The organism is Streptomyces violaceoruber (assembly GCF_033406955.1).
Classification (GTDB): domain Bacteria; phylum Actinomycetota; class Actinomycetes; order Streptomycetales; family Streptomycetaceae; genus Streptomyces; species Streptomyces violaceoruber.
In genome coordinates this window covers 4038766-4061554 of sequence record NZ_CP137734.1, presented here as the reverse complement: position 1 = coordinate 4061554, position 22789 = coordinate 4038766, and the positions used below count along the sequence as shown (strand labels likewise).

Annotated in this window: 20 protein-coding genes and 3 tRNA genes; 12 read left to right on the top strand and 11 right to left on the bottom strand. The window is 71.8% G+C overall.

Translation table 11 applies throughout. From position 1 onward, the window contains the following. Positions 1-164: 164 nt before the first annotated feature. The 3 genes from R2E43_RS18110 (at position 165) to R2E43_RS18100 (ending at position 4863) form a co-directional block, all read left to right on the top strand. Positions 165-2159: a hypothetical protein gene (locus R2E43_RS18110; RefSeq protein WP_332056357.1), complete on the top strand. Its 1995-nt coding sequence runs from the start codon at positions 165-167 to the stop codon at positions 2157-2159. 164 nt (positions 2160-2323) lie between these two features. Further along, the gene (locus R2E43_RS18105; RefSeq protein ID WP_332056356.1) at positions 2324-3841 is read left to right on the top strand and encodes a N,N-dimethylformamidase beta subunit family domain-containing protein; all 1518 of its coding nucleotides are present in this window, start codon (positions 2324-2326) and stop codon (positions 3839-3841) included. Between the two features lie 122 nt (positions 3842-3963). After that, positions 3964-4863, top strand: a complete 900-nt coding sequence (locus R2E43_RS18100) for a phosphoribosylaminoimidazolesuccinocarboxamide synthase (protein WP_003974901.1) — start codon at positions 3964-3966, stop codon at positions 4861-4863. Between the two features lie 64 nt (positions 4864-4927). Here R2E43_RS18100 and R2E43_RS18095 read toward each other — a convergent pair. The 8 genes from R2E43_RS18095 to R2E43_RS18060 form a co-directional block, all read right to left on the bottom strand. Continuing rightward, a tRNA-Gly gene (locus tag R2E43_RS18095) sits at positions 4928-5003 on the bottom strand. A 37-nt stretch (positions 5004-5040) separates the two neighbouring features. Further along, the gene (locus tag R2E43_RS18090) at positions 5041-5655 is read right to left on the bottom strand and encodes a response regulator transcription factor (protein WP_016326755.1); all 615 of its coding nucleotides are present in this window, start codon (positions 5653-5655) and stop codon (positions 5041-5043) included. Then, positions 5652-6899: a sensor histidine kinase gene (locus R2E43_RS18085; RefSeq protein ID WP_011029419.1), complete on the bottom strand. Its 1248-nt coding sequence runs from the start codon at positions 6897-6899 to the stop codon at positions 5652-5654. The genes R2E43_RS18090 and R2E43_RS18085 overlap by 4 nt, the downstream gene beginning before the upstream one ends. A gap of 29 nt (positions 6900-6928) precedes the next feature. Further along, entirely contained in the window at positions 6929-7744 is an 816-nt protein-coding gene (locus tag R2E43_RS18080; protein ID WP_003974898.1) for an ABC transporter permease, read from the bottom strand. Beyond that, positions 7741-8721 carry an ABC transporter ATP-binding protein gene (locus R2E43_RS18075; protein ID WP_003974897.1) on the bottom strand — a complete coding sequence of 327 codons (981 nt, stop codon included), beginning with the start codon at positions 8719-8721 and terminating at the stop codon, positions 7741-7743. Before R2E43_RS18075 ends, R2E43_RS18080 begins: the two co-directional genes overlap by 4 nt. A gap of 138 nt (positions 8722-8859) precedes the next feature. Further along, positions 8860-8932, bottom strand: a tRNA-Gly gene (locus tag R2E43_RS18070). An 82-nt stretch (positions 8933-9014) separates the two neighbouring features. Continuing rightward, positions 9015-9086 (bottom strand) — tRNA-Gly (locus tag R2E43_RS18065). A gap of 152 nt (positions 9087-9238) precedes the next feature. Beyond that, on the bottom strand, positions 9239-9556 hold the full coding sequence (locus R2E43_RS18060) for a histone-like nucleoid-structuring protein Lsr2 (RefSeq protein ID WP_003974896.1): 318 nt from the start codon (positions 9554-9556) through the stop codon (positions 9239-9241). Positions 9557-9906: 350 nt separating this feature from the next. On the opposite strand from R2E43_RS18060, the gene purS reads away from it, so the two are divergent. From purS to purL, 3 genes are read left to right on the top strand one after another with little or no spacing between them, the layout of a single operon-like run. Next, positions 9907-10179 carry a phosphoribosylformylglycinamidine synthase subunit PurS gene (gene purS, locus R2E43_RS18055; protein WP_003974895.1) on the top strand — a complete coding sequence of 91 codons (273 nt, stop codon included), beginning with the start codon at positions 9907-9909 and terminating at the stop codon, positions 10177-10179. Continuing rightward, the gene (purQ, locus tag R2E43_RS18050; protein WP_003974894.1) at positions 10176-10856 is read left to right on the top strand and encodes a phosphoribosylformylglycinamidine synthase subunit PurQ; all 681 of its coding nucleotides are present in this window, start codon (positions 10176-10178) and stop codon (positions 10854-10856) included. The genes purS and purQ overlap by 4 nt, the downstream gene beginning before the upstream one ends. Then, entirely contained in the window at positions 10853-13111 is a 2259-nt protein-coding gene (purL, locus tag R2E43_RS18045) for a phosphoribosylformylglycinamidine synthase subunit PurL (protein ID WP_003974893.1), read from the top strand. Before purQ ends, purL begins: the two co-directional genes overlap by 4 nt. Positions 13112-13170: 59 nt before the next feature. Here purL and R2E43_RS18040 read toward each other — a convergent pair whose 3' ends face one another. After that, on the bottom strand, positions 13171-13755 hold the full coding sequence (locus tag R2E43_RS18040; RefSeq protein WP_332056355.1) for a Uma2 family endonuclease: 585 nt from the start codon (positions 13753-13755) through the stop codon (positions 13171-13173). A 148-nt stretch (positions 13756-13903) separates the two neighbouring features. Between R2E43_RS18040 and R2E43_RS18035 the strand changes: the two genes are divergently transcribed. The 6 genes from R2E43_RS18035 to purM all read left to right on the top strand — a co-directional run bounded on the left by R2E43_RS18035 (position 13904) and on the right by purM (position 20982). Continuing rightward, positions 13904-14386, top strand: coding sequence for an ArsR/SmtB family transcription factor (locus tag R2E43_RS18035; RefSeq protein ID WP_016326757.1), 483 nt, complete (start codon positions 13904-13906; stop codon positions 14384-14386). Between the two features lie 68 nt (positions 14387-14454). After that, positions 14455-15294, top strand: a complete 840-nt coding sequence (locus R2E43_RS18030) for a M23 family metallopeptidase (RefSeq protein WP_030872456.1) — start codon at positions 14455-14457, stop codon at positions 15292-15294. Positions 15295-16529: 1235 nt separating this feature from the next. After that, positions 16530-17327: a maleylpyruvate isomerase family mycothiol-dependent enzyme gene (locus tag R2E43_RS18025; protein WP_003974888.1), complete on the top strand. Its 798-nt coding sequence runs from the start codon at positions 16530-16532 to the stop codon at positions 17325-17327. A gap of 82 nt (positions 17328-17409) precedes the next feature. Then, positions 17410-18210 carry an META domain-containing protein gene (locus R2E43_RS18020; protein WP_332056354.1) on the top strand — a complete coding sequence of 267 codons (801 nt, stop codon included), beginning with the start codon at positions 17410-17412 and terminating at the stop codon, positions 18208-18210. Positions 18211-18308: 98 nt separating this feature from the next. Continuing rightward, positions 18309-19835: an amidophosphoribosyltransferase gene (purF, locus tag R2E43_RS18015; protein ID WP_030872463.1), complete on the top strand. Its 1527-nt coding sequence runs from the start codon at positions 18309-18311 to the stop codon at positions 19833-19835. A gap of 79 nt (positions 19836-19914) precedes the next feature. Continuing rightward, positions 19915-20982 (top strand): phosphoribosylformylglycinamidine cyclo-ligase, encoded by a 1068-nt coding sequence (gene purM / locus R2E43_RS18010; protein ID WP_003974885.1) that lies wholly within the window; start codon positions 19915-19917, stop codon positions 20980-20982. Positions 20983-21059: 77 nt separating this feature from the next. On the opposite strand, the gene R2E43_RS18005 is transcribed toward purM, so the two are convergent. Beyond that, on the bottom strand, positions 21060-21314 hold the full coding sequence (locus R2E43_RS18005) for a DUF3073 domain-containing protein (RefSeq protein ID WP_003974884.1): 255 nt from the start codon (positions 21312-21314) through the stop codon (positions 21060-21062). A 321-nt stretch (positions 21315-21635) separates the two neighbouring features. Beyond that, on the bottom strand, positions 21636-22730 hold the full coding sequence (locus R2E43_RS18000) for a Leu/Phe/Val dehydrogenase (protein ID WP_191851076.1): 1095 nt from the start codon (positions 22728-22730) through the stop codon (positions 21636-21638). Positions 22731-22789: the final 59 nt, after the last annotated feature.

The following is a 22789-nucleotide window of genomic DNA, read 5'->3' as shown; positions in this document are numbered from 1 at the left end:
GCCCCAACTATGGTGCCGCGCAAGCGTTCCGGCACTTGGCCCACCGGCATTGCGATGTCAGTGCCGGGTGCCACAGTGGGTGGAGTGAGCAAGAGCGGAAGCACGCAAGAGCAGCAGGACGGTCCAGGACAGACAGGACAGCGATGAGGGGGTGAGGTCCGGCCGTGACCGGTATCGGTGGTGTGGAGATGGGTGCTCAGGCCGCGCGTGCCCGGGCACTGGCGGTGCTGCGGGTCCGCAGCCGCGCGCTGGCCGTGGCCCTGCTGCCCGCCGCCGTCGCCGTGATCCTCCTCGTCGGCGGCTCCACCGGGCACCTGGCGGGCGCCGCCTGGGACGTCCTGCGCTGGGTCGTGTCCGTCCTCGCGCTGCTCGTCCTGCTGGCCGCCGCCGGAGTCGCCCTGGTCGTGGCCCGCTCCCGGCCCGCCGTGACCCCCACGGTCACGGTCGCCGAGGAGTCGGCGCCCGACCTCTACCGGATGGTGCGCGACCTGGCCGACCGCCTCGACGTCCCCGCCCCCTCCGCGATAGCGCTCACCCCGGACTGCGACAGCTGGCTGGAGGACCGCACCCACCCGGCCCACGGCCCGCCCCCGGCGGAGCGGCACGACGACGACCCGGCCGGCCTGAGCGGCCCCGCCCACCGCCGGAGCCCGGCCGCCGCGCCCGTCCTGGTCATCGGCTCACCGTTCCTGTGGTGGATGCGGGTGGGCGAGCTGCGCGCCGTCCTCGCCCCGGTCGTCGCCGGTACGGGGCCCTCGGCGCACCCCGACATAGCCGCGGCCCGGCGTTTCATACGGGGCCTGGACGCCGCGGTGGCGGTGGCCTCGGCAGGCCGACGAGATCCGCTGTCCCGCGTGGCGTGCGCGGGCCTCGGCTGGGCGTCCCGGCTGCTGCTGCGCGGTTGCCGGGATCACGCGACCGAGATGGAGCGCGGGGTCGCGGCCGCGGCCGCCGAGCGTGCACAGGCTGTGGACTACGGTCTGCGGATCGTCGCGCAGGAGCAGGTCGGGCTCGCGTACGCGGGCTGGGACCGGCTGCTGACCCGGGTGGCGCTGCCGGCCTGGCGGATGGGCCGCTGGCCCTCCCGGCTGGACGTCGGTGTCGTCGCCGCCCTCACGGAGCTGTCGCGCCGGGACCGCCTGGCCGAGGGCTTCGCCTCCCGCCTCGGCGAGCGCCCCGCCTGTGACCTGCTGGAGGAGCCCGGGGTGATGGACGAGGCGGTCTCGCTCCTCGCCGCGCGTCTGTTCCACGGCGGGCCCGCCGAGACCGGCCCGGACTGGTCGCCGGTGGGGTGGGACGAGTATCCCGAGGAGGTCGTCGACCGGACCTGGCGCACGGACGCGGCCCGCCTGCACCGCGTGCTGGACACCCTGGGCGTCCGCCGCGCCGCCGGGGGCGTCGCTCCGGGCACGGACGGCCCGACCCTGGCCCGCGTCCTGGACCACCTCACGACCCCGGACAACGCGGTCACCGTCCCCCCTGTCACCGGTGCCGGCACCGGCACCGAGGCGGCCGGCGAGGCACGGACGGAGGCATCGGCCGGGGGCGGCACCCCGCATCCACACGTGCCGTACGCGGACGACGAAGCCCCGCATGCGCCGTACGCGGACGACGAAGCCCTGCACGTGCCGGACGCCGACGACGAAGCCCCACATGCGCCGTACGCCGACCACGCCGACCACGCCGCCTACGACGAGGGCGACGAGGACGACGAGGACGATCTCGCCGGCACCACCGCCCGTGGCGCCGCCCTGGCCGCCGGGCTCAGCGCGCAGCTGGCCCGCGAGGAGGCTCGGGCGCGGCCCGACGCGGCCGGGGCCACGTCGCCGACTCCGCAACCGGGAGCCGGAGCCGGTCCCGACGCGGCCCTCTGGGACGACCGCGTGCTCCCCCTCCTCCCGCTTCAGCCCCCGCGCACCGGGCGCGAGATCCTCACCGCGCACATCACCGCGATGGTGTGCTGCGCGGCGATGGACACCGCCGGGGCGGCCCCCGGCCTCGACTGGCTCGACGGGCCCTCGCTGCTGTTCGACGGCGCCCGCACCGCGGACCTGGCGCCCAGCGTGCTCAGCCTCGTCGAGACCGGCGACCCGGGGCCGCTGCGCGCCTGGATGACCGACCTCGGCATACGTCCCGAGAAGCCGGTGCGTCTGGTCTGACCCCGGGCCCCGACGAATCGGACCCTCCTATTCCACTTTCGGCCAGTTCGCGACGAACAGTGACAGCCCGCGTGCGAAATGTGATGTGCTGGGACCGATCGCGCACATGGCAAAGGCGTTCGTCATACGCACGACCACGGGGGCACGAGGGAGGGGACTGTCCCATGGGCTCCGAGCAGATCCGCCGTTGGGAGTCGGGAGCACTCGCGCACGCCGTGACGGACCCCTTCGGCCAGGGGCCGGTCCCCTGGCTGCGCGGCGGCGAGACGTACTTCGGCGACACCGGCCAGGTGGTCGCCTGGTACGCGGACCAGGACCGCACCGGCACCGGCACCGACACCACCACGGGCACCCGCACCCGCATCCCCACGGGAACCGGCACCGACTCCGACGGCGGCCCCCGCGCCGCGGACGACGTCCGCCGCCAGATCAAGGGCTTCACCGCGACGGGAGCCGCCGCCCCCGGCGAGGCCATCGACTTCCACGTCACCGTCGACCCGCCGCAGCAGTTCAGCGTCGACGTGTACCGGATCGGACACTACGGCGGCGACGGCGCCGCCAAGATCACCACCAGCCCCCGCCTGTCCGGCATCGTCCAGCCCCCGCCGCTCGCCGCCGACCGCACGGTCTCCTGCCACCACTGGTGGCTGTCCTGGCGCCTGCAGATCCCCACGTACTGGAACATCGGCGCGTACGTGGCCGTGCTCACCACCGCCGACGGCTACCGCTCCCACGTCCCCTTCACGGTCCGTGACGACCACCCGGCCGACCTGCTGCTCCTCCTGCCGGACGTCACCTGGCAGGCGTACAACCTCTATCCCGAGGACGGCCGCACGGGTGCCAGCCTCTACCACGCCTGGGACGAGGAGGGCCGGCTCCTCGGCGAGGCGGACGCCGCGACGACCGTCTCCTTCGACCGCCCGTACGCGGGCGCCGGGCTGCCCCTCCACGTGGGCCACGCCTACGACTTCATCCGCTTCGCCGAGCGCTACGGCTACGACCTCGCCTACGCCGACGCCCGCGACCTGCACTCCGGCCGGGTCGACCCGGCCCGCTACCGGGGCCTGGTCTTCCCCGGCCACGACGAGTACTGGTCCACCGCCATGCGCCGCACCGCGGAACTGGCCCGCGACCGGGGCACGTCCCTGGTCTTCCTCTCCGCCAACACCATGTACTGGCAGGTGGAGCTGGCCCCTTCCCCCTCCGGTGTCGCCGACCGCCTGCTGACCTGCCGCAAACGCAAGGGCCCCGGCCGGCCCGCGCTGTGGCGGGAGATCGACCGCCCCGAGCAGCAGCTGCTCGGCATCCAGTACGCCGGCCGCGTCCCCGAACCCCACCCGATGATCGTCCGCAACGCCGGTCACTGGCTCTGGGAGGCCACCGGAGCGCACGAGGGCGACGAGATCGAGGACCTGGTGGCGGGCGAGGCCGACCGCTACTTCCCGCGCACCGCGCTCCCCGAGCACGACGAGCGGGTCCTGCTCGCCCACTCCCCGTACGCCGACGTGGACGGCGTCCGGCGCCACCAGGAGACGTCGCTGTACCGGGCCCCGTCGGGCGCCTGGGTCTTCGCGTCCGGCACGTTCGCCTGGTCCCCGGCCCTGGACCGCCCCGGCCACGTCGACCCGCGCGTCCAGCGCGCCACGGCCAACCTCCTGGACCGCATCTGCAAACGGGACTGAGCCGCGCACCCCCGCCGCCCCGCCCGCCGCCCCGCCGGTCGCCGGGCCCGTCGCCCCGCCGCTCGCCCTCCCTCCGACGTACGGGACAATCGACGTACTGTTCAGAACCACGGGGAGGAACCGTGTCCGGATTCGTTGAAAAGCCCGAGCCGATCCAGGTTCCGGGTCTGGTGCATCTGCACACCGGCAAGGTGCGCGAGCTGTACCGGAACGAGGCGGGCGACCTCGTGATGGTCGCCAGCGACCGCATCTCCGCCTACGACTGGGTGCTGCCGACCGAGATCCCCGACAAGGGCCGGGTCCTCACCCAGCTCTCCCTGTGGTGGTTCGACCAGCTCGCCGACCTGGCCCCCAACCACGTCCTGAGCACCGAGCTGCCCCCCGGCGCCCCCGCCGACTGGGAGGGCCGCGCCCTGGTCTGCAAGTCGCTGCGGATGGTCCCCGTGGAGTGCGTGGCCCGCGGCTACCTCACCGGCTCCGGCCTGGCGGAGTACGACGAGACCCGCACCGTGTGCGGCCTCGCCCTGCCCGAGGGACTCGTCGACGGCTCGGAGCTGCCCGCCCCGATCTTCACCCCGGCCACCAAGGCCGAGGTCGGCGAGCACGACGAGAACGTCTCCTACGAGGAGGTCGCCCGCCAGGTCGGCGCGGACACCGCGGCCGCCCTGCGCCAGGCCACCCTCGCCGTCTACTCCCGCGCCCGGGACATCGCCCGCGAGCGCGGCATCGTCCTCGCGGACACCAAGTTCGAGTTCGGCTTCGACGGGGACGACCTGGTCCTCGCCGACGAGGTCCTCACCCCGGACTCCTCCCGCTTCTGGCCGGCCGACCGGTGGCAGCCGGGCCGCGCGCAGCCGTCGTACGACAAGCAGTTCGTGCGGGACTGGCTGACCTCGGCCGAGTCCGGCTGGGACCGGAAGAGCGAGCAGCCCCCGCCGCCGCTGCCGCAGCAGGTCGTGGACGCCACCCGCGCCAAGTACGTGGAGGCCTACGAGCTGCTGACCGGCCAGAGCTGGTCGTAGCGGCAGCGGCCGCAGAAGGCCGCGCACGAAGAAGCCCCCGGCTGAAAACCGGGGGCTTCTCCTCTGGAGCGAACGACGAGGTTCGAACTCGCGACCTCAACCTTGGCAAGGTTGCGCTCTACCAACTGAGCTACGTTCGCACTGCGTGCCGTGGATTTCTCCGTGGCGCGACAGCCACTATACCCAACCGCGCTCCCTCGCGAGCCGCACCGCCGCGTGCCGGTTCTCCGCTCCGAGCTTGCTCGCGGCCGACGACAGGTAGTTCCGTACGGTCCCCTCGGCGAGCGCGGCCCGCTCGGCGATCTCCGAGACGGGCGCCCCGTCGGCGGCGTGCTCCAGCACCTCGGCCTCGCGCGCGGTCAGCGGCGAGTCCCCGGCGGAGATCGCGTCGGCGGCCAACTCGGGGTCGACGTAACGGTTTCCGGCGTGCACCGTGCGGATCAGCTCGGCGAGCCGCTGGGCGCTGACCGTCTTGGGGACGAACCCGCGCACACCCGCCGCGAGCGCCCGCTTCAGATGCCCCGGACGCCCGTGACTGGTCACGATCAGCACCTTGCAGGCGGGCAGCTCGGCCCGCAGTGATGTGGCGACCTTCACACCGTCGGCGCCGGGCATCTGGAGGTCCAGTACGGCGACGTCCGGCGCGTGTGCCCGCGCCATCGCCAGTGCCTCGGGGCCGGTGGCCGCCTCGGCGACGACCACCAGGTCGTCCTCCAGGGACAGCAGGGCCGCCAGGGCCCCGCGGATGAGGTGCTCGTCGTCGGCGAGCAGAACGCGCACGGTCGTCGTCACGAGGCGGCCCCCAGCGCGGTCCCGGCAGCGGCGGCCGGCAGCGGCACCTCGGCCGTCAGCCGGAACACTCCCTTGCCGACGGGCCCCGCCTCCAGGGTCCCGTCCACCGCCGAGAGCCGCTCCCGCAGCCCCGCGAGCCCGGAGCCGCCCGGGCCGGCCGGGGGTCCCTCTCCCGTCGCCTCGGCCACCCCGTCGTTCTCCACCGTCAGCACCGCACGTCCTTCCGACATCCGCACCGTCACGGCGACCTTCCTCGCATCCCCGTGCCGCAGCACGTTTGTGGTCGCCTCCCGCACCACCCAGCCGAGCGCCGACTGCACCTCGGGGGGCAGGCCGGACGTGTCCCCGGTGACCTTCGCGGCGATGCCCGCCGCCGAGAGCACCCCCCGGGCGCCGGCCAGCTCGACCTCCAGGGCGGCCTCCCGGTAGCCGCGCACGACGTCCCGGACCTCGCGCTGCGACTCCTGGGCGATGCGCTGCACCTCGATCATCTGCTCCACCGCCTCGGGCCGCCCGCGCCGGGACAGCTGGACGGCCAGCTCGCTCTTGAGCGCGATCACCGCCAGGTTCCGGCCCATCACGTCGTGCAGGTCCCGGCCGAACCGCAGGCGCTCCTCGGCGACGGCGAGCCTGGCCCGGGTCTCCCTGGCGTCGTCGAGCGCGTAGACCGCGTTGAGCAGCCAGAGGGAGAAGATCGAGGTGATGGCGAGGAAGCCGCCGGTCACCATCACCAGGCCGGCCAGTACGACCGACGCGAGGACGGGCATCTCCAGCGGGAACGTCAGGAGCCCCGCGCCCACCGCGAAGGCACCGACCACACCGGCCATGCGCCGCCGGTCGTGCACCCCGAGCGTGATGACACCCGCGGCGAAGCACAGGACCCCGCCGTAGACCGAGCCCGCCGCGGTCTCCACCTCACCGGACGGCCCGCGCTCCGCGATCACGACCGCGGTGACCGAGACGACGGCGGAGACGACGACGAGCGCCCACATCTGCCGCACGGGCTGCGGGCGCCGCCCGCGCGTCCAGTCCAGCGCTCGGGACGAGACCAGCATGCAGACGGCGGCGTGCGCGGTGACCAGCAGGAACAGCGCGGTGGCGAGTCCGACGCCGGTCCGGCCGTAGGCGGTCACTCCCAGCGCGAGGATCTCGATGACCCCGAAGAAGTGGAACGACCACCGCGTGTACGTCTCCACCTTCTCCGGCGTGCTCTTGAGCCGCCACCATCCGCCCGGCCTGCGCATCCGTCCGCCACTCCCGCTCGACTCGCACGTCAGTGCCGCGGCTCCCACCGGAACCGCCGCCGTACAGCAAACACCGCGAGGACGGTCCAGGCCACCGCCGTCGCCGCGGCGCCCAGCGTCTCGGCCGCCGACAGGTCGCCGGTCCAGCCGCCGCGCACCAGGGTGACGACGGGGGTCAGCGGCAGCAGCTCGCACACCGAGGCCACCCGGTCGGGCAGCAGCTCCAGCGGGAAGAACAGGCCGGAGGCGAGCATCGACACGAACGTGAACGGCAGCGGCGTGACCTGCGCGCTCTCCCCCGTCTTGGTGAAGCTCGCGGTGACCGCCGCGAGCGCGGCGCACATCACCAGGCCCAGCAGCAGACCGACGACGCTCAGCAGAGGTGCCGACGGCGCCGGCAGGTCGAGCAGGACCGCGCAGCCCACCGCGAGCAGCAGGGACTGCACGAGCCCGCTGAGCACGGCCGGCAGGGCGGAGCCGGCGAGGATCTCCACGTCCCGCAGCTCGCCGGTGCGCAGCCGCTTGAGGACGAGTTCCTCGCGCCGGACGACGAAGACGCCGACGAGGGCCGAGTAGACGGCGAACAGCAGGGAGAAGCCGATCGCGGCGGGCAGCACGAGCGTGCCGATGGTCAGCCCCGCCTTGCCGAGGTCCATCTCCTCGGCTCCCGCCCGCACGCTGAACGGCATCACGAACGGGATGAACAGCGCGGCGAAGACGGTGCCCTTGTTCCGCCCGAGCAGGGTCAGCTCGGCGCGGGCGAGGGCGGTCATGCGGCTCCTCGGCGTGGTGACCGCCGTCCGGGCGGACCCCTTCGCGCGGGCCGGTGCGTCCGTGGCGCTCATGCCGCGTACTCCTTCTCCGTCGTGTCCGTCGCGGTGCCGTCCGACCTCGCCGACACCTGCTTGGCGATGCTGAGGAAGGCCTCCTCCAGGGACGCCGAGCGCACGTCCAGGCGGCGCAGCTCCACCGCGGCCTGCGCGGCCCACACCAGCAGGCCGGTGGCGGCGCGCTGGAGTTCCCGGGTGCGCAGCTTCACCGTCCGGCCGTCGGTCTCGTGGTCGCTGACGCCCAGTTCGGCCAGCGGCGGCAGGTCTCCCACGAAGTAGCCGTCGGGCAGTTCGAAGGAGATGTGGGACGGCTGCGCGGCGGTCACCTCGGCCGGGGTGCCGGTGGCGGCGATCCGGCCGTCGTGCATGATCGCGAGCCGGTCGGCGAGGTGCTCGGCCTCCTCCAGGTAGTGCGTGGTCAGCAGCACGGTCGTGCCCTGGTCGCGCAGCGCGCCCACCAACTCCCAGGTGTCCCGGCGGCCTTCGGCGTCCAGACCGGTGCTGGGCTCGTCGAGGAAGAGCACCTCGGGGTCGCCGAGCAGCGCGAGCGCCAGGTCCAGGCGGCGCCGCTGGCCCCCGGACAGCTGCTTCACGCGGGTGCCGGACTTCGCCTCCAGGCCGACCAGCGCCAGCACCTCGGCCGGCGGCCGGGCGCCGCTGACGCACCCCGCCCACATCCGTGCCGTCTCGGCGACCGTCAGCTCGGAGGGGAAGCCGCCCTCCTGGAGCATCACCCCGGTGCGGGGGCGCACGGCGGCCCGCTCGGTGTACGGGTCGTGCCCGAGGACCCGCACCCGTCCGCCGGCCGGGGCGGCCAGCCCCTCCAGGAGCTCGACCGTCGACGTCTTGCCGGCGCCGTTGGTGCCGAGCAGGGCGAAGACCTCACCGCGGCGCACGGAGAAGTCGATTCCGCGCACGGCCTCGAACCCGCCCCCGTACACACGCCGAAGGTCGGTGACCTCAATCACGTGTTCGTGCTCGTTCGTTTGCATGCTTCAAGCATTCCGGCGCACCGGGCGGGACGACAGTGCGAGCCGTCATCACCGGACATGACAAATGTCAGAGCCGCCGGGCACCCGGGCCGGACACACGAAAAGACCCCGGCCCTAAGGACCGGGGTCTGATTCCCGAGCGGACGACGAGGCTCGAACTCGCGACCTCAACCTTGGCAAGGTTGCGCTCTACCAACTGAGCTACGTCCGCAGTTGCTCCCGACCGGCGGTTCACCGATCGGTGCGAGCACCAGCCTACCTGATCCCATCGGACCATCGGTACGGCGGTGCAGAGCGGGTGACAGGAATTGCACACTGCGCCTTCCCCCTGGAAGGGGGATGTTCTACTACTGAACTACACCCGCATGTTCCGTGAGCTGGGCCTTTCGGCCTCGCCCCTCGGCGTGCTCCAGACTTTAGCTGATCACCCGGGGTGCCGCGCAAGTCGGTTGCCGCGAGGGGCGGCTGAGCGGCCGTCGGCCGCTCCCGCCGGACACCGGCTCACCTCGCGCACGGCTCACCGCGCCTCGGCGAACGCCTCGTACACCTTCTTCGGGATCCGGCCCCGCGCGGGCACGTCCATCTTGTTCGCCTGGGCCCAGGCGCGGACCGCCGCCGGATCGGGGGCGACCTCCGTCTGCCGGTAGGCCTTGCCGGACCGGGAGCGCTTGCGGCCGGCCGAGACGTACGGCTCGAGCGCCTTGCGCAGTTTCCGGGCATTGGCTTCGTTCAGGTCGATCTCGTACATCCGGCCGTCGACTCCGAAGGCGATCGTCTCCGCCGCTTCCGAGCCGTCGATGTCGTCAAAGAGAGTGACCACGACACGCTGCGCCACGAATATCGGTCCCTTCGTGCGGCATCTCCGCGATGACGTGCCCGAACGTGCCGAGACGCCGCGATGATGCCGACTGTTCGCCTGTAATTGGGCAAAGTATCGGCTAATGACATTTCATTTGTACAGTGCCCGGCATTGCAATGGGAAGACCGACTAAATCTGCCCGCGTGTCCGTCGCGCAATAGGTGTCCGCGCCCGATCCGGGATCTTTCCCGAAGCTTTTCGCGGCCGCCCCCTCCCGATGCCGAATCGTGACTGGTGTCACGTAGTTTCCTCCAAGGCTACGCGCGTAGAAATTTTGTACGGGTAGTCTGAAGGAACCTGCTCAGCACCACACACCGGGAGTGCCAGTGGCACGCGTCGTAGTCGACGTCATGCTCAAGCCGGAGATCCTCGACCCCCAGGGCCAGGCGGTGCAGCGCGCACTGCCGCGACTGGGTTTCGAAGGGATCTCGGACGTCCGCCAGGGAAAGCGATTCGAACTGGAAGTGGACGGGCCGGTCGACGACGCCGCCCTCGCCCGCATCCATGATCTTGCGGAATCCTTCCTCGCCAACACCGTGATCGAGGACTTCACCGTCAAGGTCGAGTCCGAAGACGTAGTCGCGGGAGCGGCGAAGTGACCGCTCGTATTGGCGTCGTCACTTTCCCCGGCAGTCTCGACGACCGGGACACGCAGCGCGCGATCCGTGTCGCGGGCGCCGAACCCGTCGCCCTCTGGCACAAGGACAAGGACCTCAAGCAGGTCGACGCCGTGGTGCTGTGCGGCGGTTTCTCGTACGGCGATTATCTGCGCGCCGGCGCCATCGCGCGCTTCTCGCCGGTGATGGACACCGTCATCGACCAGGCGAAGGCCGGTCTGCCGGTGCTGGGCATCTGCAACGGCTTCCAGATCCTCACCGAGGCCCACCTGCTGCCCGGCGGCATGCTGGGCAACGACCACCTGCACTTCATCTGCCGCGACCAGAAGCTGCGGGTGGAGAACGCGGACACCTCCTGGACCAGTGACTACACCGCCGGCCAGGAGATCCACATCCCGCTGAAGAACATGGACGGCCGCTACGTCGCCGACCGGCGCACGCTGGACGAGCTGGAGGCCGAGGGACGGGTGGCCTTCCGCTACCTGGACATGAACCCCAACGGCTCGCTCAACGACATCGCCGGCATCACCAACGCCGCCGGGAACGTCGTCGGCCTCATGCCGCACCCCGAGCACGCCGTCGAGTCGCTGATCGGTACGGGCCGTACCGACGGCCTGCCGTTCTTCACCTCGATCCTCAAGAAGCTGGTCAACGCATGAGCCGGACGCCTCTGGACACGGTCGAGCACGCGACCGCGACCCCCGACGTCGAGCTGCCCTGGGCCGAGCTGGGCCTGAAGAAGGACGAGTACGAGCGGGTCGTCGAGATCCTCGGCCGCCGCCCCACCGGGGCGGAGCTGGCCATGTACTCCGTCATGTGGTCCGAGCACTGCTCGTACAAGAGCAGCAAGGTGCACCTGCGCCAGTTCGGCGAGAAGGCCCCCCAGTCCGACGCCATGCTCGTCGGCATCGGCGAGAACGCCGGCGTCGTCGACGTCGGCCAGGGCTACGCGGTCACCTTCAAGGTCGAGTCGCACAACCACCCGTCGTACGTCGAGCCCTACCAGGGCGCGGCCACGGGAGTCGGCGGCATCGTCCGCGACATCATCGCGATGGGCGCGCGGCCGGTGGCCGTGGTCGACCCCCTGCGCTTCGGTGCCGCGGACCACCCCGACACCAAGCGCGTCCTGCCGGGCGTCGTGGCCGGCATCGGCGGCTACGGCAACTGCCTGGGCCTGCCCAACATCGGCGGCGAGGTCGTCTTCGACGCCTGCTACCAGGGCAACCCGCTGGTCAACGCCGGCGCCATCGGCGTCATGCGGCACGAGGACATCCACCTCGCGAAGGCGTCCGGCGCGGGCAACAAGGTCATCCTGTACGGCGCCCGCACCGGCGGCGACGGCATCGGCGGCGCGTCGATCCTGGCGAGCGAGACCTTCGACGACGCGAAGCCCTCCAAGCGCCCCGCCGTCCAGGTCGGCGACCCCTTCCAGGAGAAGCTCCTCATCGAGTGCACCCTGGAGGCGTTCGCCGAGAAGCTGGTCGTCGGCATCCAGGACCTCGGCGCGGCGGGCCTGTCCTGCGCGACCAGCGAACTGGCGTCGAACGGTTCGGGCGGCATGCGCGTCACCCTGGACGACGTCCCGCTGCGCGACTCGACCCTCTCGCCCGAGGAAATCCTCATGAGCGAGTCGCAGGAACGCATGTGTGCGGTCGTCGAGCCGGAGAAGGTCGACCGCTTCCTGGAAATCTGCGACAAGTGGGACGTCATCGCCACGGTGATCGGTGAGGTCACGGACGGCGACCGCCTCGAGATCTTCTGGCACGGCGGCAAGATCGTCGACGTCGACCCGCGCACCGTCGCCCACGACGGCCCGGTCTACGAGCGCCCCTACGCCCGACCCGACTGGCAGGACGCCCTCCAGGCCGACGACGCGAACAAGCTGCCCCGGCCGGGCACGTCCGACGAGCTGAAGGCTCAGGTCCTCAAGCTGGTCGGCTCGCCCAACCAGGCGTCCAAGCAGTGGATCACCCAGCAGTACGACCACTTCGTGCAGGGCAACACCGTCCTCGCCCAGCCCGAGGACTCGGGCATGATCCGGGTGGACGAGGAGTCCGGCCTCGGCGTCGCCATCGCCACGGACGGCAACGGCCGCTACGCCAAGCTCGACCCGTACACGGGCGCGCAGCTGGCGCTCGCGGAGGCCTACCGCAACGTGGCGACGACCGGCGCGAAGCCGCTCGCGGTCTCCGACTGCCTGAACTTCGGCTCGCCGGAGGACCCGGCGGTCATGTGGCAGTTCGCGGAGGCCGTGCGCGGCCTGGCCGACGGCTGCCTCCAGCTCGGCACCCCGGTGACCGGCGGCAACGTCTCGCTCTACAACCAGACGGGCGAGGCCGCCATCCACCCGACCCCCGTGGTCGCGGTCCTCGGCGTCATCGACGACGTGGCCCGCCGCACGCCGGTCGCCTTCCAGGAGGACGGCCAGCTGCTGTACCTGCTGGGCGACACCCGTGAGGAGTTCGGCGGCTCGGCCTGGTCCCAGGTGATCCACGACCACCTCGGCGGCCTGCCTCCGAAGGTCGACCTGGAGCGGGAGCGCCTGCTGGGCGAGATCCTGATCTCCGCCTCCCGCGACGGCATGATCGACTCCGCGCACGACCTGTCCGACGGCGGTCTGGTCCAGGCGGTCGTCGAGTCGGCGCTGCTGGGCGGCAAGGGCGCGCGCCTGGTCGTACCGGACGGGCTGGACGCCTTCACCTTCCTGTTCTCGGAGTCGGCGGGCCGCGCGGTCGTCGCCGTCCCGCGCTCGGAGGAGGTCCGGTTCAACGACATGTGCGGCGCCCGCGGCCTGCCGGTCACCCGCATCGGCGTGGTCGACGGCGACGCGGTCGAGGTCCAGGGCGAGTTCACCCTCCCCCTGACCGACCTGCGCGAGGCCCACGAGAGCACGATCCCAGGGCTGCTGGCGTAGTGGTCGCAGCTCCCTGAACGTCCGAGGTCCCGTCCGGTTCCGGGCGGGACCTCGTCGTCTCAGCGCACGTAGTTCTTGAGGATCTCCGTGTCGAGCTCGATGCCGACGGGGTCGGGGAGGACCGCGGTCTCCCCGAAATCCGTCAGGCGGATGTCGCGATAGCCACCGACCCGCCGGTCCGGGCGGCGGTGCACCGTGACCGTGCAGGCGTCCCGGTCGATCAGGAGATACACGGGGATTCCCGCCTGCCCGTACGCGGCAGGCTTCTCGTGCCGGTCACGCCGGTCCGTGTCCGAGTCGTACGACGTGACTTCGACGACCATGAGGGCGCCGTCCGGCTCGGCCCATTCGCCGTGTCCCGCGAAGTGAGCCTCTGGCGCCAGCACGGCGTCCGGTCGCGCCCTGCTCTGCCGGTAAGCGTCGACCCGTAGCCCTTGTGTTTGGTACAGGTCCAGGTCGGGCCGCGTCTGCATACAGCGTTTGGCCAGCCAGGACACGATGCTGTTGTGGTCCCCGTCGGTCACCGGCTTGACCCCGATCCGTCCGTCGATGAACTCCAACGTGACGGTCTCGGGAGCGGCGGAAGCGATCGTTTCGAACTCGTCCACCGACATCTGAGACGTGTGCTCGGCCATAACCGTCATGCTGCACCTCCTTCCAGGCGCCGACCAGTGTTTCCAGGGCCGCGGTCCTCCCGGGCCTCCTTTCGCGACCAGACACACGTACGAGTGACGCTTGCGCGGAATTTCGTAGCTACGTAATGTCGTACTCGTGGAGCAACTGGAACAACGTGTGGCCGACCTCGAGCGGCGCCTCGCCGCCCTGGAGGCCGCCGACCGGCCCGCCCCCGGGCCCAAGGAGGGCGACCTCTGGGCCCTGGAAGGCCTGAAGGAGCAGTTGGCGGAACTGAAGGCCGCGGCCGGGGGTGTCCTGTTCACCGGCTCGGTGCGGCTGCCGACCGGGGAGCAGTACGCCTGGCAGCACGGAGCGCTGACCCAAGGGCTGCTGGACGCCGACTGGGCCGAGTCCGCCGAGGTGTTCGCCGCGCTGGGGCATCCCGTGCGGCTGCGGCTGCTGCGGGAGGTGCTCGGAGGGCGGCGCACCGCCGCCGAGCTGGCGGAGCTGGACGGGATGGGCACGACCGGCCAGATCTACCACCACCTGCGCCAGCTCACCGGCGCCGGCTGGCTGCACACCACCGGCCGGGGCCGTCACGAGGTGCCGCCGGGGCGGGTCGTACCGCTGCTGGTGGCGCTGTCGACCGCACGGAACTGAACGGGACCGCCAAGACGGTCAGGACCGTCAGGAGCGTCAGGACCGTCACGAGCAAGGGGGAACGAACGATGTCCGCACGCAAGCTCGCCATGATCACCTTCCGGGTGCTCCAGCTGGTCTTCCTGGCCCTGGTGGTCGTCGGTGTCCTCTTCGACCCGGGATTCCCGTGGTGGAGCGTCTTCCTGCCGCTGGTCCTCGCCTACGCCCTGATCACGGTGGTCAACCGCTGGAACGGCGGCGCCCCGGACGCGCCCGGCAGGTCCCCCGAGCCCGTCGAGGTCGCCCCGCCCGTCACCGGCCGTTGGTCCGCGCTGAACAGCCCGGCCGACCGCACCCCGAGCCACGGCGTCCACGCCTACGGCCAGACCTTCGCCATCGACCTCGTAGCCGAGCCGGAGCCCGGCGCCCGCCCCGGCTTCCGAGCCCTGTGGCCGCTCGCCCGGCGCCCCCGCGACTTCCCGGCGTTCGGCGCCCCGATCCTCGCGGTGGCCGACGGCACGGTCGTACGCGCCGACGACGGTCAGCGCGACCACCTGAGCCGCACCTCGCTGCCCGCGCTGCTGTACCTGATGCTCGTCGAGGGCTCGGTGCGGGAACTGGCGGGGGTCCGCCGCATCGTCGGCAACCACCTGGTGCTGGAAGCAGCCGACGGTACGTACGCCCTGTACGCCCACGTCCAGCGAGGTTCCTTCACCGTCCGCGAGGGCGACCGCGTCCGCGCCGGCCAGGTCCTCGCCCGGTGCGGCAACACCGGCAACTCCACGGAGCCGCACGTCCACTTCCAGCTGATGGACGGCCCCGACCCGGACACCGCGCGGGGCGTCCCCTTCACCTGGACCGGCATCGGCGTTCCGCGCAACGGCGAGGTGTTCGACGTACCGGAACCGGTCCCCGCTTCTCCCGAGTAGGCACCTGTTGGCTTCGTCCGTGATCGTGGCGCCCAGGGGGCCGCCGGGGAAACGGGGGGAGCGGCATCGACGCGGCCTGCGGGGGACTCGTCCCCGTGGGCCGGGTGCTGGACCTCTCCGAAGCGGGCGGCACCATCACGCACCGGAAGCTCGACGACGACAGCTTCGACCCGGACACGGAGATTCCGCACGACTGCGAGATCTTCAGCACGGAGGCGGGCGAACGGGCCGGCACCGACACCGGCACCCGCTGGTTCTTCACCGGCGCGATGGGCGTCCTGCCGGCCGACCAGCCTCGGATCGCGGACGCACCGATGAACGGCCCGCTCGACATACTCGGCCGGGCCGCCTACCCACCGCAGCCTCTGGGCGGCGACATCGCCGGCCGCGTCACCGGCTCCTCGGTCACCGTGCAACTGCCCTGCGAGGAAGGGACGGCGGAGGACAAATCCGTGCGGGCCCTGTGGGCGCGGGCCGAGGTGATGCCGCGGCGCGGCAGCCAGGTGAGCGGCCGCGACCGCGACATCCTCGCCGACACGGAGGTGGAAACCGCCAACAACCTTGCCGACCGGCTCGGCTGCGCCGAGCGCCTGGCAAACGCCCCGGACCACGTGCCCGCCCTGACCGCGGGGCCCGTCCCGGCGGCGCGGGCGGAGGGAACCTGCGCCTGGTACGGGAAGACCGGCCTCGCCGACCGGTCGCCCTACCCGGACGAGGTCGGCGAAAGCCGCACGGACGGCCGGGTGTGGGACGAGAGCCGCGGTCTCGTGCTCTCCCTCGGCCACGCCAACAGGGTGTACGAGAAGCTGGCCGACGCGCACGACTGGCTCCCCACCCCGGACATGCCGGGCGAGTGGTTCGCCTCCCTCCACACCTACACCGGCCCGGTCGCCGAGAACCTCCGGCTCACCAGCGCCGACGACGGCGAGACCCCGGAACCGGCGGTCCCGGGGAAGGCGGGCCGCGGCGCCACGGACCCGATCTGGTGGGCCTCCTCCGTCTGCGACGGCCGTCCCCAGGTCCACACCATGACCCTCGGCCACCCCGGTTACGCCAAGCTCGTGGCCTCGCGGATGGAGGACGTCTTCCGCGCCTACGTCGACGACGTCACGACCCGCCGCCACTGCACGGACGTCGTCCGTCCCGGCCACGCCACGTTCCGCGCCGACTGGGGCGAGTCCCAGAGAGCCGACTGGGGCGGAGTCCGGGAGAACGGACTGGCTAGGCTCACCGCCATGCCGCCCGCCAGGAAACGCCCCCGCGCCTACGACCCCGCCCGCACCCGTGCCGCCGTCCTCGCCCAGTTCGGCCACGTACGGGCGGCCGTCCGCGCCCTCACCCCCGAGCAGCTCGGCCTGCCGACCCGGCTCGGGGGCTGGACCGTGCGGGAGCTGGTCGCGCACGTCGGGATGGCGCTGACCGCCGTGGACCGGCTGCTGGGGGAGCCCGAGCCGGTGCGGCAGGACGGCCGGCTGCTCGACTGGCCGTTCGCCATCGCCGCCGACGCGGACGCCATCGCCGGGACGGCCCGGCGGCTCGCCGCCGAGCACTCCGACCTGGACGCCCACCTCGCCGAGGTGGAGCGGCGCTTCACCGAGCGGCTCGACACCCACCCCGGGAGCAGGCTGCTCCCGACCAGCGCGGGCGCCCTGCCGCTGGCCGACTACGTCGTCACCCGCACCGTCGAGCTGGTCGTGCACACCGACGACCTGAACGCCGCGGTCCCCGGCCTCGATATCCCGTACGACCGGCAGGCGCTGGCCGCCGCCACCCGGCTGCTGGCCGACGCGCTCGCCGTGAAGGCTCCCGGCGGCTCGACGGAGGTGCGGGTCCCGCCGTACGCGGTCGTGCAGTGCGTCGAGGGCCCCCGGCACACCCGGGGCACCCCGCCCAACGTCGTCGAGACCGACCCGCTGACCTGGATCCGGCTCGCCACCGGACGGCTGGCCTGGAAGGACGCCCTGGACGGGGCGAAGGTGAGCGCGAGTGGGGAGCGGGCCGATCTCGGGCCGCTGCTGCCGCTGCTGAGCTGAGCGCGGGCCGGGGAGAGGGGGGAGGAGGCGGAGCACCGGACGGACGACGGAACCGGACCCTCCTCGTCTCCGTCGAATCGGCATGTACAGGCAGAAGCAGCAGCGCAGCATGACCCTCACCGCGGCGGCCGTCGTCGCGCTCGTCCCGCTCGCCGCGGCCTGCGGGAGCGAGAAGGCCGACGGCACCGGCAGCGGTTCCGTCGGCGCGGACGGAGCGCGCGTCACCGGCGTCCGCTGGAGCATCGACAGCGTCACCGTCGACGGCACCACCCACCGGGCGCCGGACGCGGCACACGTACGGATCGACGACGGCGGCGAGGCCGCGGGCAGCACCGGCTGCAACAGCTTCAGCGCCCGCGCCGCCGTCGAGGGCGACGGCGACGGCGGCGGCGGCGAGGGCGACGGTCGACGGGTCCGGCTCAGCGACGCCGTGTTCACCGAGAAGGCCTGCGCCAAGACGCCCGCCGACTTCGAGAAGTCACTCGGCCGCGCCCTCACCGCCGGCCCCCTCACCACCGGGAGCGAGGGCGACCGCCTGACCCTCACCACCGCCGACGGCGACACGGTCCGGCTCAGCAGGCCGGAGGACGCGCCGCTGCACGGCACGAAGTGGGCCTTGGACGTCCCGGGCCAGAAGGGCGGCAAGGGCCGCGCCCGGCTCACCTTCGACCAGGACGCGAAGACCGTCTCCGGGCGGCTCCCCTGCAACCACGTCAACGCCAGGGCCACCGTCAGCGACGGACGTATCACCCTCGGCGCCCCGTCCACCACCCGAATGATGTGCGAAGGCTCACTCATGGACGCCGAGAAGCGGCTGCTGGGCCTCTTCGACGGCAAGATCGACTATCGGATCGATCATGAAACCCTCACGCTGACCAGCTAAGACGGTGTCACGGTCCACGCCGTCGCCGATCGGTGATCCATGAGTGGGCCCGCATCCCCAATTCGGACCAGTGGTCGATCTCGCCTACACTCGAAGGCGTGCCACGTGGTGACGGTCGACTCAATCACGATCTGCTTCCCGGCGAGAAGGGCCCCCAGGACGCTTGCGGCGTCTTCGGTGTCTGGGCTCCGGGCGAAGAGGTCGCAAAGCTCACGTACTTCGGGCTGTACGCCCTCCAGCATCGGGGCCAGGAATCCGCGGGAATCGCGGTCAGCAACGGCTCCCAGATCCTCGTCTTCAAGGACATGGGCCTGGTGTCCCAGGTCTTCGACGAGACCTCGCTCGGTTCGCTCCAGGGTCACATCGCGGTCGGTCACGCCCGCTACTCGACCACCGGTGCCTCCGTGTGGGAGAACGCCCAGCCGACGTTCCGTGCCACCGCGCAGGGTTCCATCGCGCTCGGGCACAACGGCAACCTCGTCAACACCGCCCAGCTCGCCGGGCTGGTGGCCGACCTGCCGAAGCAGGACGGCCGCTCCACCCGGGTCGCGGCGACCAACGACACCGACCTGATCACCGCGCTGCTCGCGGGCCAGGTCGACGACGACGGCAAGCCGCTGACCGTCGAGGAGGCGGCCGGCAAGGTGCTGCCCCAGGTGCGCGGCGCCTTCTCCCTCGTCTTCATGGACGAGCACACCCTCTACGCCGCCCGCGACCCGCAGGGCATCCGCCCGCTGGTCCTCGGCCGCCTGGAGCGCGGCTGGGTGGTCGCCTCCGAGTCCGCCGCCCTGGACATCTGCGGCGCCTCCTACGTCCGGGAGATCGAGCCGGGCGAGTTCGTCGCCATCGACGAGAACGGCCTGCGGACATCGCGATTCGCAGAAGCGAAGCCCAAGGGCTGTGTCTTCGAGTACGTGTACCTGGCCCGCCCGGACACCGACATCGCCGGCCGCAACGTCTACCTCTCGCGTGTCGAGATGGGCCGCAAGCTGGCGAAGGAGGCCCCCGCGGAGGCCGATCTGGTCATAGCGACCCCGGAATCCGGCACCCCCGCCGCGATCGGCTACGCCGAGGCCTCCGGCATCCCCTTCGGCAACGGCCTGGTGAAGAACGCCTATGTCGGCCGGACCTTCATCCAGCCCTCACAGACCATCCGCCAGCTGGGCATCCGCCTGAAGCTGAATCCCCTGAAGGAAGTCATCAAGGGCAAGCGGCTGGTCGTCGTCGACGACTCCATCGTCCGCGGCAACACCCAGCGGGCCCTGGTCCGCATGCTCCGCGAGGCGGGCGCCGCCGAGATCCACATCCGGATCTCGTCCCCGCCCGTGAAGTGGCCCTGCTTCTTCGGCATCGACTTCGCCACCCGCGCCGAGCTGATCGCCAACGGCATGAGCGTCGAGGAGATCGGCACCTCGATGGGCGCCGACTCCCTGGCGTACATCTCCATCGACGGCATGATCGAGGCGACCACCATCGCCAAGCCCAACCTGTGCCGCGCCTGCTTCGACGGCGAGTACCCGATGGAGCTTCCCGACCCCGAGCTGCTCGGCAAGCAGCTCCTGGAGACCGAGCTGGCCGCCGGGCCCGCCGGTACGGCCGCCGCCGACGCCATCCGTCGCCCGTAGCCGTCCGTTTCCCCGGATCGCCCGGCTCCCCATGGTTTCCAAGGCCTCCCTGCCGTACGACACGAAGGTTCACATCGTCATGCCTGACACAACTGGTGCCAGCTACGCAGCAGCCGGCGTCGACATCGAGGCGGGCGACCGCGCCGTCGAGCTCATGAAGGAATGGGTCAAGAAGACGCGGCGCCCCGAGGTCCTCGGCGGCCTCGGCGGCTTCGCCGGCCTCTTCGACGCCTCCGCCCTCAAGAACTACGAGCGCCCGCTGCTCGCCTCCGCCACCGACGGCGTCGGCACCAAGGTCGACATCGCCCGTCAGCTGGGCGTCTACGACACCATCGGTCACGACCTGGTCGCGATGGTCATGGACGACATCGTGGTGTGCGGCGCCGAGCCGCTGTTCATGACCGACTACATCTGCGTCGGCAAGGTGCACCCCGAGCGCGTCGCCGCGATCGTCAAGGGCATCGCCGAGGGCTGTGTGCTGGCGGGATGCGCCCTGGTGGGCGGCGAGACGGCCGAGCACCCCGGCCTGCTGGGCGCGGACGACTTCGACGTCGCCGGCGCCGGTACGGGCGTCGTGGAGGCAGACCGCCTGCTCGGACCGGATCGCATCCGTACGGGTGACGCGGTGATCGCCATGGCGTCCTCCGGGCTTCACTCGAACGGGTACTCGCTGGTCCGCCACGTCCTGCTGAACGAGGGCGGCCTGGCGCTCGACGCCCACCTGGACGGTCTCGGCCGCACCCTCGGCGAGGAGCTGCTGGAGCCGACCAAGATCTACTCCCTGGACTGCCTGGCCCTCATGCGCACCGCCGAGGTCCACGCCTTCAGCCACGTCACCGGCGGCGGACTCGCGGCCAACCTGGCCCGCGTGATCCCCGACGGCCTGCACGCCGTGGTCGACCGGTCCACCTGGACCCCGGGCGCGATCTTCGACCTCGTCGGCCGGACCGGCAAGGTGGAGCGCCTGGAGCTGGAGAAGACCCTGAACATGGGCGTGGGCATGATCGCGATCGTGCCCGAGGAGTCGACGGACGTCGCCCTGACGGCCCTCGCCGACCGCGGTGTGGACGCCTGGGTGGCCGGCGAGATCACCGACCGCGCAGACCACGAGAGCGGCGCGGCACTGGTGGGCGACTACGCCGCCTGAGGTGCCCCGATGCCGCGGGTAGCACAGAACCCGGTCGGTGACAGAGGTCACCGACCGGGAAGGTGTTCAGTGCAAGGTCAAGCGCCGCGTCGCTGTTGGGAAGGGGACTGGCCGTCCTCGTCCTCGTCGTCGTCCTCATAGAGGTCGGCGTACTTTGCGTACACGTCGTCGTCCTGCTCATCGTCCTCGAATTGCTCGCCATTCGGCGGTTGCGAATTCGACGGCGATGCGCCCAGCTCCTCGGCCAGGCGGGAGAGATCAGTCCCACCGCTGTTGTACTTCAGCTGGCGGGCGACCTTCGTCTGCTTGGCCTTGGCCCGGCCGCGCCCCATGGCTCGACCCCCTCAACGACGGGGCTCGACGGCCCCAGAGTCTTGACACGCGTTCATGGTCCGGAACGGGCTCTCCGCAGAGAGACCGGTCCGTAGGGCTTCCACGGTACCTGAGCCCACGCCCATACGGTACGTCGCCCGCAGCACGTGGCCCTGCCCAGGACCGCCGAGGCGCCCCGTCCTCGCTGGTCAAAGGCGATTTTAACCACCTTTCGACGGTCGACCCGCCGGGATAAGTGAGAGTTCTCTCCAACTGGCCCCCGACGGGTACCGGTCAAACCCCGGGAAGACCCCGCCGGCCCACCGTCCGTGACCGCCGGATCACGGCCGGGGACGGGCCTCCGCCATCCGCTGCTCGGCGATCCGGTCGGCCGCCGCGGCCGGCGGAATACCGTCCTTCTTCGCACGTGCGAATATGGCCAGCGTGGTGTCGTAGATCTTCGAGGCCTTCGCCTTGCACCGGTCGAAGTCGAACCCGTGCAGCTCGTCGGCGACCTGGATGACACCGCCGGCGTTCACCACGTAGTCCGGCGCGTAGAGGATCCCGCGGTCGGCGAGGTCCTTCTCGACGCCCGGGTGGGCGAGCTGGTTGTTGGCCGCGCCGCACACCACCTTGGCGGTCAGCACCGGCACGGTGTCGTCGTTCAGCGCGCCGCCGAGCGCGCAGGGCGCGTAGATGTCCAGGTTCTCCACCCGGATCAGCGCGTCGGTGTCGGCGACGGCGACCACCGACGGGTGCCGCTCCGTGATCCCGCGCACGACGTCCTTGCGCACGTCCGTGACGACGACGTGGGCGCCCTCGGCGAGCAGGTGCTCGACCAGGTGGTGGCCGACCTTGCCGACGCCCGCGATGCCGACGGTGCGGTCGCGCAGCGTCGGGTCGCCCCACAGGTGCTGGGCGGCGGCCCGCATGCCCTGGTAGACGCCGAAGGAGGTGAGCACGGAGGAGTCGCCCGCGCCGCCGTTCTCCGGGGAGCGCCCGGTCGTCCAGCGGCACTCGCGGGCCACGACGTCCATGTCGGCGACGTAGGTGCCGACGTCGCACGCGGTGACGTAGCGGCCGCCCAGCGAGGCGACGAACCGGCCGTAGGCGAGGAGCAGCTCCTCGCTCTTGATCTGCTCCGGATCGCCGATGATCACGGCCTTGCCGCCACCGTGGTCCAGACCGGCCATGGCGTTCTTGTACGACATCCCGCGGGCGAGGTTCAACGCGTCGGCGACGGCCTCCGCCTCGCTCGCGTACGGGTAGAAGCGGGTACCGCCGAGCGCCGGGCCCAGGGCGGTGGAGTGGAGGGCGATCACGGCCTTGAGGCCGCTGGCACGGTCCTGGCAGAGCACGACTTGCTCATGTCCCCCCTGATCCGAGTGGAACAGGGTGTGCAGTACATCAGCAGGTGCGCCGTTTACGTCGGTCACGGTGGTGACTCCTGTGTAGGTGCGGCGATGGGTGGCAGGCCCCGTGAAGGTGGCGGGGA

Coding starts and splice junctions, on each gene's coding strand:
- R2E43_RS18105 (WP_332056356.1), top strand. CDS start 2,324: ATGGGCTCCGAGCAGATCCGCCGTTGGGAGTCGGGAGCACTCGCGCAC.
- R2E43_RS18085 (WP_011029419.1), bottom strand. CDS start 6,899: ATGCGCAGGCCGGGCGGATGGTGGCGGCTCAAGAGCACGCCGGAGAAG.
- R2E43_RS18080 (WP_003974898.1), bottom strand. CDS start 7,744: ATGAGCGCCACGGACGCACCGGCCCGCGCGAAGGGGTCCGCCCGGACG.
- R2E43_RS18075 (WP_003974897.1), bottom strand. CDS start 8,721: ATGCAAACGAACGAGCACGAACACGTGATTGAGGTCACCGACCTTCGG.
- purL (WP_003974893.1), top strand. CDS start 10,853: ATGAGCCGGACGCCTCTGGACACGGTCGAGCACGCGACCGCGACCCCC.
- R2E43_RS18040 (WP_332056355.1), bottom strand. CDS start 13,755: ATGACGGTTATGGCCGAGCACACGTCTCAGATGTCGGTGGACGAGTTC.
- R2E43_RS18030 (WP_030872456.1), top strand. CDS start 14,455: ATGTCCGCACGCAAGCTCGCCATGATCACCTTCCGGGTGCTCCAGCTG.
- R2E43_RS18025 (WP_003974888.1), top strand. CDS start 16,530: ATGCCGCCCGCCAGGAAACGCCCCCGCGCCTACGACCCCGCCCGCACC.
- R2E43_RS18020 (WP_332056354.1), top strand. CDS start 17,410: ATGTACAGGCAGAAGCAGCAGCGCAGCATGACCCTCACCGCGGCGGCC.
- purM (WP_003974885.1), top strand. CDS start 19,915: ATGCCTGACACAACTGGTGCCAGCTACGCAGCAGCCGGCGTCGACATC.
- R2E43_RS18005 (WP_003974884.1), bottom strand. CDS start 21,314: ATGGGGCGCGGCCGGGCCAAGGCCAAGCAGACGAAGGTCGCCCGCCAG.